This is a genomic window from Betaproteobacteria bacterium (assembly GCA_016720855.1).
In the GTDB taxonomy this organism is placed as follows: domain Bacteria; phylum Pseudomonadota; class Gammaproteobacteria; order Burkholderiales; family Usitatibacteraceae; genus FEB-7.
In genome coordinates, this window is the sequence record JADKJU010000003.1 from 613,649 (window position 1) to 626,188 (window position 12,540).

The following is a 12,540-nucleotide window of genomic DNA, read 5'->3' on the forward strand; positions in this document are numbered from 1 at the left end:
GCGGGTGTTACTCGTCACATACTGCGCAGGGGGTGCTCCTCGAGGCCCTGCGCGACAAAACCCTTCATCGTCCCGGGGAGCTGCTCCAGCACCCGCTCGGCCGAGTCCCGGTCCGGGAACCGGGCGAAGGCGCATGCGCCAGACCCCGTGAGCCGCCCCCCGCCGTGGCCCGCAAGCCACTCGAGATGTTCGCGAACCCGGGGGTATCGGGCGGCCACGACCGCTTCCAGGTCATTGTGAAACCGGCCCTGCCCGTCATGCGCCGAAAAGTCTTGTATTTTAAGGGGTTCGGTATCCCGGGTCAATTCGGGCGCCGCGAAGATCTCCCCGGTGGACACCGCCACCGGGGGCACCAGTACCAGGTACCAGGCAGGCGCAAGTGCCAGGGGGGCCAGCTTTTCGCCCACGCCCTCGACCCAGGCGCTACGCCCGAAGAGGAAGAAGGGGACGTCGGCCCCCAGCCGGGCGCCCAGCGCCTGCAGGGATTCCCGATCCAGGCCCGTGTCCCAGAGGCGGTTGAGCACGATCAGGGTGGTGGCGGCGTCGGAGCTGCCTGCGCCCATCCCGCCCCCCAGGGGCAGGCGCTTTTCCACTTCGATGTCCGCGCCCAAGGGCGTGCCGGATTCCGATTTCAGGAGCCGCGCCGCCCGGACCACGAGATCCGACTCCGCAGGAACCCCGGGCAGGTCGCTGACCCGGCGGATGTCGCCATCGTCCCGCGTCGCGAACCGCAGCCGGTCGGCCGCATCGATGAGCGTGAACGCGCTCTGCAGCAGGTGGTAGCCGTCCGCCCTGCGCCCGACCACGTGCAGGAAGAGGTTCAGTTTCGCGGGCGCGGGATAGTCGGGGCCGTTCAGTTGCACGGGGCTACTCCGGACGCGCCCGGTAGTCATCGACCACGAGCTTGACCACCGTATCGGCGTGGGAGGCCGTGATGCGCCGCGCCACCTGGGCCGTCCCGAAGCGCTGCGATTCGTCGATCGTCACCGACCAGCCCTCCGGCCCCGCCAGCGCGCGGCCATGCAGCCAGGCGATGAGGAGGCGATCGTCCAGGGGAGCGCCCAGGAGGTTCTCCGTGAGCTCGGAGAAGCTTGCCGCTGCCATGGGCGATGCGCCGGGGCGGAGAACCGAAAGCCCTTCCGGCACGCGCTCGATCCGGGCCACTTCCGTGCCGACCGGCGTGGCGAGCACCCACGAGTCTTGCGCGGGCGCATGGCTCCAGCGCAAACGCAGGATCTCGCCCCGGCCGGCTTGCGCGACGGACAGGCGCCCCGTCATGTCGAACGCGGCGGGCAGTCCGTCGAGCGAAATCGCAACCGGCGGGGGCACGGCGGCGCAGGCCGCGACGAGCAGCGCCGCAGCGATCGTGGCGGAACGGGTCACGGGGGAAGGCGCGGGCCCGCAGGCCTCAAGGCTTGAACTTCTGGATCACCGCGAGGAGCGTCTCGTGGTCCGGGTTGTCGGTAAGCGCCGTCTTCCAGAGCTTGCTGGCCTCGTTATGCCGGCCGAGCTTCCACAGCACCTCGCCCAGGTGCGCGGCGATTTCCGGGTCGGGGCGGTTCTCGTAGGCGCTCGTGAGGGTCTTGAGCGCCTCGTCGAAGTTGCCGCGCCGGTACTGGACCCAGCCCAGGCTGTCGAGGATGAACGGGTCGTCCGGCGACAGCTTGAGCGCCTTTTCGACCAGCGAGAGGGCCTCATCGAACCGATCGGTGCGGTCCGCGAGCGTGTACCCGAGGGCGTTGTAGGCGTGCGCGTAGTCGGGCTTCATCTCGATCACGCGGCGCAGGTCGGCCTCGAGGACATCGAGCCGGTCCACCCGCTCCGCGGCCATGGCCCGGTCGTAGAGCAGCTCGTAGGAATCCGGGTAGCGCTCCACCGCGCTCGAGAGCATGTCGTAGGTGTCCTGCCAAGCCTTCGAGTCACGCAGCAGCTGGGCCTCGATCTGGATCACCTGGATGCGCTCGTCCTGGGTGCGTGGGTCGAGCGTCTGCAGGTAGGCGCGGCCCTTCGCGAGGCCGTCGCGCTTCGCGATCAGGGTGGCGATCCTCGCCTGCGCGCGCATCCGGTCGGTCGAATCGACCTTGCGATACCAGTCGAGGGCCTCGTCGGGGTGCTTGGCCAACTCCGCCGCCTGTCCGAGGCCCAGATAGACCGCGCCGGGGTCCGGGTGGCCCATCCCGAGGGCACGGCGAAAGGCGGTCTCCGCGTCCGCGTAATCCTCGAGCTGAAGGGCGAGAAGCCCGATCGCGTAGGGCACCATCGGGTCGGTGCCCGAAAGCCGCTCCACGACCCGGAATTCCTGCCGGGCCTCGGCGTTTCGCCGTGCGCCCGCGAGTTCGCGCGCGAGCTGCAGGTGCACTTCCTTCGCATCCGGATACCGCTCGACGAATGTCCGGTAGAACGGGATCACTTCCGCGGGCGCGACCTTCCTCAGGACCTGGCCCTGGAGGATCGCGGCCAGCGCCCAGCCGGGCCTCATGGCGAGCGCCGCCATCGATTCGGTGCTCGCCAGGTCCAGCCTGCCCGCCAGGAGCGCGGCCACGCCGAGGGCGTAACGCGACTCGGGGAGCTTCGGGTACAGGGCGGTGATGGTGCGCGTTGCCTCCAGAACGGCGACCTTGTCGGGATACCTGCCGAAATAGAACGCAAGCTGGGTGAGGAGGAGCGGCTTGTCCTGGCTCGCCTGCACGAAGCCCGCGATGGTCGCGCGAGCCGCGTCCAGCTCGCCGCGGTTGGCCAGGAGTGACGCCACGAGGTCGCGCCCGAGGGGCGATTCGGGCTCGAGTTCCACCAGCAGCATCGCCATCTCGAGCGCTGGCTCCATCTCGCGGGCGCGAATGGCCAGCTCGACGGCGCGGCGCGCGATCTGCGGGTCGCGCAATTCGCGCGCAAGCCGGGCCAGCGTGGCGAGCGCGGGCCCCGTTTCGCCCCGCTGCGCGGCCAGCTCCGCGGAGAGGAATTCGAACATCGCGGCCTCGCGGCTCGGGGGCGAGCTTCTCTTCGCCGCAGTGGCGTTAGCCTGCTGTGCGTCCGCAGACGGGGAGAACGCCGCCGCCACGGCCAGCATCGCCACCCAACCGATCAATCCTTTCGCCATCGACTTGTCGCTCCCGCCGCTGAAGGTTCGCGCTTTTCGCGCCCGTCCATGATAGAACTTTTCCGTCACCCGTCCATGGGACGTCGAGCCGATTGGACCGCGCGAATGCGCGGTCGGTTCTCCCGGTGGCCTTATAATCGCCTGCTACTTCCTCACGCCCTCCCCCATGCCGGAACTCCCGGAAGTCGAGACGACACGCCTGGGTCTCATTGCCCGCGTCGTGGGCCGCTGCATCCGCGATGTCGTGGTTCGCGAGCCGCGCCTTCGCTGGCCCGTGCCCGGGAACCTCGCGGCGCGCCTGCGCGGGGCGCGGGTGCGGGACATCCGCCGGCGGGGCAAGTACCTTCTCTTCGATTTCGAATCCGGGCACCTGCTCGTGCACCTGGGCATGTCGGGCACCCTGACCGTGGTCCCTGGGGACCGCCCCGTGCGGCGGCACGACCATGTGGACCTGGCGCTCGATAGCGGCGACATCGTGCGCCTGAACGATCCGCGCCGTTTCGGCGCCGTGCTCTGGATGCGCGATCCCGCGAAGCACAAGCTGCTTGCCGGGCTCGGCGTTGAGCCGTTCGACGAGGCCTTCGGCGGCGCCTTCCTGCACCGCGAGTCGAGGCGGCGCCGGGTTCCGGTGAAACAGTTCCTGATGGATTCCCGCGTGGTCACCGGCATCGGCAACATCTATGCGAACGAGGCGCTCTTCGCCGCGCGCATCCTGCCGTCGCGGGCCGCGGGGCGGATTTCGCGTGCCCGGTTCGACTGCCTCGCCCGTGAAGTGCTGGCGACGCTGCGCCGGGCGCTCGCGGCCGGCGGCAGCACGCTGCGCGACTTCGTCGGCAGCGACGGCGAGCCGGGGCATTTCCAGCGCGAATACGCGGTGTACGGCCGCGCATCGGAACCGTGTCCGGCGTGCGGATCCCCGATCCGCGCTTCGCGGCACGCGGGCCGCTCCACCTTCCACTGCGCGTCGTGCCAGCGATGACGGGCGAGGGCGGAATCATGGACCATCGCGCCTTCGAGCCCAGCCTGGCGGCCCTGAAGGCGTGGCGCGAGGAGATGGCCAGCGCCCTGGCGGACCTTCGGCGCTGGGCCCTCGTGAATCACCTCGCCGACGAGCACAGCGTCACGCGCCTGGCCCACCTCGAGCGCCGGCTGGCTGCCGACCGGCTGTCGATCGCGTTCGTGGCCGAGATCTCGCGCGGCAAGAGCGAGCTCATCAACGCGCTGTTCTTCGCCGATATCGGGGCGAGGCTGCTGCCCGCGGGCGAAGGGCGCACGACGATGTGCCCCACGGAGATCCTGCACGACCCGACGCGCGCGCCCTCGATCCGGCTCCTGCCCATCGAGACGCGCGAGAGCCCGCGCGCCCTTCGCGAGTTCATCGCCGATGCGGGCAGCTGGAAGGAGATCGCCCTCGACCCGACGCGAACGCAAAGCATCGCCGACGCCTTCGACGTGCTCCTGGAGACGCAGTACATCTCCGCCACGGAAGCGCACAACCTCGGGCTGGAGGGCGAGGCGGGGGCGCGGGTCGAGATCCCGCGCTGGCGGTATGCGATCGTGAACTTCCCGCATCCGCTCCTCGCGATGGGGCTCACGATCCTCGACACGCCCGGCCTGGGCGCGCTGGTCGCGGAGCCCGAGCTCACCCTGCACCGCCTCCAGGAGGCCGACGCCGTCGTGTTCATGCTGTCGGTGGATTCCGGCCCCTCCAGCGCCGACGTCGAGCTCTGGCGCGAACACGTCGAGCCGATGGAAGGCCTCGGGCACACGCGCTACGTCGTCCTCAACAAGATCGACGGCCTGAGGGACGGCCTCAAGTCGGAAACGCAGGTCCTCTCCGAAATTGACCGGCAGGTGCGCGAAATCGCCGAGACCCTGCACGTCGATCCGACGCAGGTCTTCCCGCTTTCCGCGCGGCAGGGGCTCGTCGCGCGCATCCAGGGCGACGGCGATGCGCTCGCGAAGAGCCGGCTGTACCGGCTCGAGCAGGCGCTGGCGCGCGGGCTCGTGCACGAGCGCCGCGTGGACCATTCGACTTCCGTACGCGCCGAAGTGCGCGCGCTCCTCACCGAGGCGCGAACGCTCATCGAGAGCCGCCGCTCGTTCGTCGAGGAGCAGGTGGGCGAGCTCGGGCAGCTCCAGGGGAAGAACCAGAAGCTGGTCGATACCCTTGGCCGCAAGGCCGCCGACGAGCGCACCCGCATCGAGGACGCCCGGGCCGCGCTGACCGGACTGCGGGCCGTCCATAACCGCCATGCGGACGAGCTTGCCGCGCTGCTCGAACCCGACTCCGCCCGCGAATGCGGCATCCGCGTTCGCGGCGCCGTGCTCGCGAGCCCGTTCAGCGGCGGAATCAGCGAGGCCATCGACGGCTATTTCGCCGAGATGCGCGCGCGGATCGCGCGTGCCGTCGAGGTGATCGGCGAGGTGAAGGCCATGATGGCCACGGTGAACCGCAAGTTCGTCGATTCGTGGGGTCTGTCCCCCGTCGACGTGGCGCCGTTCTCGACCGACCGGTTCCTTCTCGAGCTCGACCGGCTCGAGGAGCATTGCTCACGCGACTTTCGCAGCGCTTCCAGCCTGCTCACGCGCGGACGCCGCACGCTCGCCGCGCTTTTCTTCGACACCGTGGCGCTCAAGTCCATCCACGTCTTCGAGATCGCGGACCGCGAGGTCCGCTCCTGGATGAACTCGTTCATCCGGCCCCTGGAGGCGCAGGTGGGCGCCTTCCAGGACCAGGCGAACAACCGGACGGAGGGCATGGCGAGGGTTCGGGACGCCGAGTCGGGCCTGGTGGATCGCATCGAGGACCTGAACCGGTTCCTGCGCGAATGCAGGGAGCGCACCCGCGAGTGGGAAGCGCACGATCAGCGGCTCGCGCAGCTCCTCGAGGTCGAAGGCGGGGCCGACTTCAGCCCGCCGCGCTAGCCGGCGGCCTTGGCCGTTCCGGTGGCCACCAGCCGCTCGTACTTCGCCCGCAGTTCGTCCTGGGATTCCTTCCAGTCCGGGTTGAGCGGAATGCAGTCCACGGGGCACACCTCGCGGCACTGCGGCGCATCGAAATGACCCACGCACTCGGTGCACTTGACGGGGTCGATCACGTAGATCTCGACGCCCGCCGAGATGGCGCCGTTGGGGCACTCAGGCTCGCAGACATCGCAATTGATGCATTGGTCGGTGATCATCAGGGCCATGGACGGCCCTTCATTCCCCGGCGAGCGGCCGGCCGATCTTCTCGCGGATGCGCTCGGCCGTGATCGGGTGGACGAACGCGGTGATGTCCCCGCCAAGGACCGCGATCTCGCGCACGATCGTCGCCGACAGGAAGAGATAACGGTCCGAGGGCGTGAGAAAGAGCGTCTCCACCCCGGGCGCCAGGGTGCGGTTCATGCCCGCGAGCTGGAACTCGTACTCGAAATCCGACACGGCCCTCAGGCCGCGCAGGATCACGCCGGCCTGGTGCTCGTGGACGAACTCCGAGAGCAGGCCCGCGAACCCCAGGACCTTCACGTTCGAGTAGGCGGCGAGGATTTCCGTCGCGATGCGCACGCGCTCCTCGAGCGAGAAGAACGGGCGTTTCGCCTGGCTGTGGGCGACCCCCACGATCACCTCGTCGAAGAGCCGCGAGGCCCGATGGACGATATCCTCGTGCCCGTTCGTGATCGGGTCGAAGGTTCCGGGATAGACGGCGCGCTTGATGGTCATGGTTCGTTTTCCTGTCGGGCCGGCTCGCCGGCCTGCCCTGCGAATTCGTAGAGCGCGAACTTCACGGCGCCCGCGGCGCCCTCGCGCAGCCTGGTCCATCGCGAAGACGGCGCCTGCAGTGCCGTGGGCGCCTCCACGTAAACCCTTGCGCCGGGATTGAGCCTGTGCTCGAGCGCCTCGAGCGCGGGCGCGGCGAGCCCCGAGGCATAGGGCGGGTCCACGAAGGCGATATCGTAACGCCCGCCGGGCCTGGCGAGCCACGTAATCGCGTCGGCCAGCACCACCTCGACGCCTTCGCCTGCACCCAGTTCCTGCGCCGAACGCCTGAGCTGTTCGAACACCTTCCGGTCGCGCTCGACGAGGACCACGCGGCCGGCCCCGCGCGATTTCGCCTCGAAACCGAGCGCCCCGCTGCCCGCGAAGAGGTCCACGCAGGCCAGCCCGGGCAGCCGCTGCCCGAGCCAGTTGAAGAGCGTCTCGCGGACGCGATCGGGCGTGGGGCGCAGCCCTTCGGCATCGGGAAAATGCACGACCCGGCTGCGCCACAGGCCGCCGACGATGCGAAGGCGGTTCACCCTCGCGCCGGGTCGGCCCGGCTTCGGCTCGTTCGCGATTCGGCGCGCGGCGGTCATCGCGGGCGATCATACCGTAAAATAATCGCGACTCCTCCCCTCGCGGCGCACCGGGCCGCAGCCCATGTTCTCCCTCGGATCGAAGCAACCGGACGACGCTTCCGCGTCAGACTGGAAATCCCGCCTGAAGCGCGGGCTCGCGCTCACGGGTGAGCGCCTGAAGCAGGTGGCGGGCATCTTCAAGGCGCACCCGAAGATCGACGAGGCGCTGTACGAGGCGCTCGAAGGCCAGCTTCTCGCGGCCGACGTGGGCGTGCACGCGACCGCGCACCTGATCGGCTGCCTGCGCAAGGCCGCCCACGACAAGCGCCTGGAGGACGGCGCGCAGCTCGAGGCCGAGTTGCGACAGGCGCTGGCAGCACTCCTGGCGCCGCTGCAAACGCCCCAGGCCACCGCGATGCCCAAACCCTTCGTGATCCTGCTCGCCGGGGTGAACGGCGCCGGCAAGACCACCACCATCGGCAAGCTCACCCGGCGCTTCCAGTCGCAGGGCCTCACTGTCCTGCTCGCGGCCGGCGACACGTTTCGCGCTGCGGCGCGCGAGCAGCTGCAGTCCTGGGGCGCCCGCCACGGCGTCACCGTCGTCTCCCAGGAAGGGGGCGATTCCGCCGCGGTCATCTTCGACGCCATCCAGTCGGCCCGCGCGAAGGGCATTGACGTGGTCCTCGCCGACACCGCCGGGCGGCTGCCGACGCAGCTGAACCTCATGGAGGAGATCCGCAAGGTGAAGCGCGTCATCGCCAAGGCCGATCCCGCCGCACCGCACGAGATCTGGCTGGTCCTCGACGCCAACACGGGGCAGAACGCGGTGGCGCAAGTGAAGGCGTTCGACGCGGCGCTCGCGCTCACCGGGCTCATCGTGACCAAGCTCGACGGCACCGCGAAGGGCGGCTCCCTCGCCGCGATCGCGCGCGAGCACCCGGTGCCCATCCGTTTCATCGGCATCGGGGAAAAACCCGAGGACCTGCGTCCCTTCGTCGCCGCCGAATTCGTGGACGCGCTCTTCGAATGATCCAGTTCTCCGCGGTCGCCAAGCGCTATCCGGGCGGGCACGAGGCGCTGCACGACGTGACGTTCGAGGTGGGCACGGGCGAGCTGGTCGTGGTCACCGGGCACTCGGGCGCGGGAAAGTCCACGCTCCTGAAGCTGGCCTCCGGCATCGAGCGCGCCTCCCGCGGCAGCGTCGTGGTCAACGGCCAGAACCTCTCTTCGCTGGGCGAGACGGCGCTCGCCATCCTGCGGCGACACATCGGGTTCGTGTTCCAGGATCACAAGCTGCTCTTCGACCGGCCGGCATGGGACAACGTGGCCCTGCCGCTGCGCATCGCCGGGGCCAGTGCCGACGACGCGGGGCGGCGCGTGCGCGCAGCCCTCGACAAGGTGGGCCTCCTGGGCAAGGAGAAGGCGATGCCGATCACGCTTTCCGGCGGCGAGCAGCAGCGGCTGTGCATCGCGCGCGCGATCGTGAACCGGCCCGCGATCCTGGTGGCCGACGAGCCGACCGGAAACCTCGACGCCGATTCCTCCCACGCGATCCTCGAGCTCTTCCTTTCGTTCAACCGCGTGGGCGTGACGGTGCTCCTGTCGACCCACGACGAGTCCTCGCTCGCGCAGCTCGGCGGGCGGCGGCTCGCAATCGCGGGCGGCCAGCTCGTGGCCGGAACCCCCGCATGAAGACCTGGCTTCGCGTGCATCGCCTGGCGCTCGCCGATGCCACGCGCCGCATCGCAGCCCAGCCCCTGGCCAGCACGCTCGCCATTGGCGTCATCGCGCTGGCGGTGGCCTTGCCCGTTCTCGCGTTGGCGCTCGTGGGGAGCGTGTCGCGAGCGACGATGGGGCTCGACACCGACCCGCACGTGAACGTCTTTCTCGCCCTCGATGCGACCGACGAGGACGTGCGCCGCGTCGAGGCCGCGCTCAAGGCCCACGCGGAGACCTCCTCCGTGCGCTTCGTGTCGCGCACCACGGCGCTGGAGGAACTCAAGTCCACCTCGCACCTCGCGGAGCTCCTGGCAAACCTCGACCGCAACCCCCTCCCGCACGCTTTTTCCGTGCGCACGAAGACGAGCGACGCCGCCCGGCTGGGCGCGGCCCGGGCCGAATGGTCGAAGCTCCCCAAGGTCGATCAGGTATCGGCCGAGTTCGAGTGGGCCGAGAAAATCTCGCACTGGACCCGGTTTGCGGAGCGCGCGCTTGCCGGCCTGGCGATCATGCTTGCCGCGGCGGTCCTATTCATCGTCGGCCACCTCATCCGCCTGCAGGTGCTCACGATGAAGGACGAGATCGAAGTGAGCCAGCTCATCGGCGCCACGGCGGCAGACGTCCGGCGGCCGTTCATCTATCACGGTTTCCTCCAGGGGCTGGCGGCGGGACTGGCAGCCGTGGGACTGGCAGGGCTCGTAGTCGCCTGGCTCAATTCGGAGCTGCTAGCCCTCACTTCTTCATATGCCTATGAATTCAAAGTTGTTTTTCTGGATACACCCACCGCCATGGCGGTCGTACTTGCCGTGGCGAGCCTGGCAATCGCGGGCGCCTGGCTGTCGGTTTCGCGCGAGCTTAAGCAGTTCTCGGGCCGGATTTGAGGAACCTCGGGGGCAATTAGCACTCAAATACCCCGAGTGCTAAAATACGCGAAGGAGGATGACCGAATGACCAGTGCGACCTTGCCCGTTCTTTCACCTGTTTCCAGCCTGGAGGGCTACGTCCAGGCCGTAAATGCGATCCCGCTGCTCAGCGTGGAGCGCGAGGTGGAGTTGGGACGCCGCCTGCGCGAAACCGAGGATCTCACCGCGGCCCGCGACCTGGTCCTGTCGCACCTGCGGCTGGTGGTGTCCGTTGCGCGCAATTACATGGGGTACGGCCTGCCGCAGGCCGACCTGATCCAGGAGGGCAACCTCGGCCTCATGAAGGCGGTTCGCCGCTTCGATCCGAACCGCGGCGTGCGCCTCGCCTCCTTCGCCATCCACTGGATCAAGGCGGAGATCCACGAATACATCCTGCGTAACTGGCGGCTGGTCAAGGTCGCCACGACCAAGGCGCAGAGAAAGCTCTTCTTCAACCTGCGCAGCATGAAGAAATCGACCGCCACGCTCTCGCCGAGCGAGGTCCGTGACATGGCCGAGACCCTTTCGGTGAAGGAAAGCGACGTCGTCGAGATGGAGCAGCGCATGCAGGGCCGTGAACTGTCGATCGACCCGGCTCCGGAAGACGGCGAAGAGCGGGTGGGCCCGATCGCGTTCCTGGCGGATGCCTCCGAGGGCCCTGCCGAGTCCGTCGAACGCCGGCAGACCGAAGGCCTCGAAACAGCAGGGCTTGCGAAGGCGTTGGCTAACCTGGACGCGCGCAGCCGCCGCATCATCGAGGCGCGCTGGCTGGCCGATGGCGAGACGAAGACGCTGCATGAGCTCGCGGACGAGTTCGGCGTATCTGCGGAGCGCATTCGCCAGATCGAGGCGAAGGCCCTGCAGAAGATGAAGGGCAGCCTCGCCGCGCTTCGCTAGAAAAAAGGGGACAGTCCCCTTTTTTACTCAGGAGTTGAGCAGGATCTTCAGGTCCGAGGCGATCCTGTCGGCGGGAGCCCCATATGGAAGCATGAGGCGCAGCCGCCCATTCGTGTCGAAGACGAGCGTCTGCGCCGAATGGTCGACCGTGTACGACTCCGGCGTCTTCCCCGGCCGCTCGGCCGCGTAGATCTTGAAATCCTTCGTGACCTTCGCCGTCGCTGCGGCGTCCCCGTAGAGCCCCAGGAACGTGGGGTTGAACGCGGGCACGTAGTTCTTCAGGAGCTCCGGGGTGTCCCGCCTTGGATCCACGGTCACGAACAGCACCTGCACGCGCTGGGCATCGGGCCCGAGCGCCCGCAACGCGTTCGCCATGTCCGAGAGCGTCGTCGGGCAGACATCCGGACAATGGGTGTAGCCGAAGAAGAGCGCGACGACCTTGCCGCGAAAATCGGCGAGCGTGCGCTCCTTGCCGTCGTGGTCGGTCAGGCGGAAGTCGGGACCGAGGTCGGAGCCGGTGATGTCCACGCCGTGGAAGGGCGTCGCCTGCCAGGGCAGGAGCTTGTCGCATCCGGCGGCCACCAGGGACGCCAGCGCCAGGCCGAGGATTTCGCGGCGCTTCGTCACGGCCACGGCAGCCACGGCAGGTAATGATCGACCATCAGCGCCGCGAACAGCATGGCCAGGTAGAAGATCGAATAGCTGAAGGTGCGCTTCGCCAGCGAGTCGGTGTAGGTCACGTAGATCGCCACGGCATAGACGAGGAAGACCGCATCGAGCACCAGCGCCGAGCCCAGGTAGAAGAGCCCGGACATCCCGGTCGCGAAGGGCAGCAGGGTCGTCGCCACCATGATCAGCGTGTAGAGCAGCAGGTGCAACCGCGTGTACTCCTCGCCGTGGGTGACGGGAAGCATCGGGATGCCGGCGTGCTCGTACTCCCGGCGCCGGTAGAGGGCGAGCGCCCAGAAGTGCGGCGGCGTCCACGCGAAAATGATGAGGAAGAGCAGCAGCGGCTGATACGGTACGTCGCCAGTGATCGCGGCCCAGCCCAGCACCGGCGGCATCGCCCCCGAGGCGCCGCCGATCACGATGTTCTGCGGCGTCGCCGGCTTGAGTATCACGGTGTACACGATCGCATAGCCCACGAACGTGGCAAGCGTGAGCCACATCGTGAGCGGGTTGACCGCGTGCCAGAGGATGGCAAGTCCGAGGCCGCCGACGGCGCCGGACATGAGGAGGATCTGCGCCGTGGTGATCGAGCCGATCACCGTGGGCCTTCCCCGCGTGCGCGCCATCACGGCATCCAGCTTCTGCTCGACAAGGCAGTTGAACGCCGCCGCCGCGCCCGCCACGAGGGCGATGCCCACCGTGCCGAAGAGTGTGGGCAATGCGGGCGGCAGCCCCGGCGCCGCGAGCAGCATGCCGATCACCGCGGTGAAGACGATGAGCGACACGACGCGCGGCTTCGTCAGGCGCCAGAACTGGCCCAGAACGTCCGTCACGCCCGGTATCGCGTGCGCCGTCATCGATGAATTCCCTGTCGCATGGCTGGCATCGCCCCTGTTCGCCCTTCGTAGCGGGTCGGTGATTATACCGTCCGGGCATC

14 protein-coding genes are annotated in these 12,540 nt (G+C 68.7%); 6 read left to right on the plus strand and 8 right to left on the minus strand.

What is annotated here, in order from left to right:
- Window positions 1–14 precede the first annotated feature (14 nt).
- Genes ispE through IPP91_16540 form a run of 3 tightly spaced genes read right to left on the minus strand, consistent with a single transcriptional unit; the run spans window position 15 to window position 3,097 of the window.
- Entirely contained in the window at window positions 15–893 is an 879-nt protein-coding gene (gene ispE / locus IPP91_16530) for a 4-(cytidine 5'-diphospho)-2-C-methyl-D-erythritol kinase (GenBank protein ID MBL0143661.1), read from the minus strand.
- On the minus strand, window positions 868–1,383 hold the full coding sequence (locus IPP91_16535; protein ID MBL0143662.1) for a hypothetical protein: 516 nt from the start codon (window positions 1,381–1,383) through the stop codon (window positions 868–870). Before IPP91_16535 ends, ispE begins: the two co-directional genes overlap by 26 nt.
- Window positions 1,384–1,408: 25 nt before the next feature.
- Window positions 1,409–3,097 carry a tetratricopeptide repeat protein gene (locus tag IPP91_16540; protein ID MBL0143663.1) on the minus strand — a complete coding sequence of 563 codons (1,689 nt, stop codon included), beginning with the start codon at window positions 3,095–3,097 and terminating at the stop codon, window positions 1,409–1,411.
- Window positions 3,098–3,263: 166 nt separating this feature from the next.
- On the opposite strand from IPP91_16540, the gene mutM reads away from it, so the two are divergent.
- Window positions 3,264–4,076: a bifunctional DNA-formamidopyrimidine glycosylase/DNA-(apurinic or apyrimidinic site) lyase gene (mutM, locus tag IPP91_16545; protein MBL0143664.1), complete on the plus strand. Its 813-nt coding sequence runs from the start codon at window positions 3,264–3,266 to the stop codon at window positions 4,074–4,076.
- Between the two features lie 17 nt (window positions 4,077–4,093).
- The gene (locus IPP91_16550; protein ID MBL0143665.1) at window positions 4,094–6,025 is read left to right on the plus strand and encodes a dynamin family protein; all 1,932 of its coding nucleotides are present in this window, start codon (window positions 4,094–4,096) and stop codon (window positions 6,023–6,025) included.
- Here the strand turns inward: IPP91_16550 and IPP91_16555 are convergent.
- From IPP91_16555 to rsmD, 3 genes are read right to left on the minus strand one after another with little or no spacing between them, the layout of a single operon-like run.
- On the minus strand, window positions 6,022–6,291 hold the full coding sequence (locus IPP91_16555) for a YfhL family 4Fe-4S dicluster ferredoxin (GenBank protein MBL0143666.1): 270 nt from the start codon (window positions 6,289–6,291) through the stop codon (window positions 6,022–6,024). The two genes, IPP91_16550 and IPP91_16555, sit on opposite strands and share 4 nt — an antisense overlap.
- 10 nt (window positions 6,292–6,301) lie before the next feature.
- A complete protein-coding gene (coaD, locus tag IPP91_16560; protein MBL0143667.1) occupies window positions 6,302–6,802 on the minus strand; it encodes a pantetheine-phosphate adenylyltransferase in 501 nt (166 codons plus the stop codon).
- Window positions 6,799–7,434 (minus strand): 16S rRNA (guanine(966)-N(2))-methyltransferase RsmD, encoded by a 636-nt coding sequence (rsmD, locus tag IPP91_16565; protein MBL0143668.1) that lies wholly within the window; start codon window positions 7,432–7,434, stop codon window positions 6,799–6,801. The genes coaD and rsmD overlap by 4 nt, the downstream gene beginning before the upstream one ends.
- Before the next feature lie 64 nt (window positions 7,435–7,498).
- Between rsmD and ftsY the strand changes: the two genes are divergently transcribed.
- From ftsY to rpoH, 4 genes are all read left to right on the plus strand, one after another.
- Window positions 7,499–8,446 carry a signal recognition particle-docking protein FtsY gene (gene ftsY, locus IPP91_16570; GenBank protein MBL0143669.1) on the plus strand — a complete coding sequence of 316 codons (948 nt, stop codon included), beginning with the start codon at window positions 7,499–7,501 and terminating at the stop codon, window positions 8,444–8,446.
- Window positions 8,443–9,108 (plus strand): ATP-binding cassette domain-containing protein, encoded by a 666-nt coding sequence (locus tag IPP91_16575; GenBank protein MBL0143670.1) that lies wholly within the window; start codon window positions 8,443–8,445, stop codon window positions 9,106–9,108. Before ftsY ends, IPP91_16575 begins: the two co-directional genes overlap by 4 nt.
- Window positions 9,105–10,016 (plus strand): ABC transporter permease, encoded by a 912-nt coding sequence (locus tag IPP91_16580; protein ID MBL0143671.1) that lies wholly within the window; start codon window positions 9,105–9,107, stop codon window positions 10,014–10,016. Before IPP91_16575 ends, IPP91_16580 begins: the two co-directional genes overlap by 4 nt.
- A gap of 66 nt (window positions 10,017–10,082) precedes the next feature.
- Window positions 10,083–10,934 (plus strand): RNA polymerase sigma factor RpoH, encoded by an 852-nt coding sequence (gene rpoH / locus IPP91_16585; protein MBL0143672.1) that lies wholly within the window; start codon window positions 10,083–10,085, stop codon window positions 10,932–10,934.
- A 27-nt stretch (window positions 10,935–10,961) separates the two neighbouring features.
- Here rpoH and IPP91_16590 read toward each other — a convergent pair whose 3' ends face one another.
- Both IPP91_16590 and IPP91_16595 read right to left on the minus strand, forming a co-directional pair.
- Window positions 10,962–11,543, minus strand: a complete 582-nt coding sequence (locus IPP91_16590; protein ID MBL0143673.1) for an SCO family protein — start codon at window positions 11,541–11,543, stop codon at window positions 10,962–10,964.
- A 14-nt stretch (window positions 11,544–11,557) separates the two neighbouring features.
- Window positions 11,558–12,460 carry a protoheme IX farnesyltransferase gene (locus tag IPP91_16595; GenBank protein ID MBL0143674.1) on the minus strand — a complete coding sequence of 301 codons (903 nt, stop codon included), beginning with the start codon at window positions 12,458–12,460 and terminating at the stop codon, window positions 11,558–11,560.
- Between the last annotated feature and the right edge of the window lie 80 nt (window positions 12,461–12,540).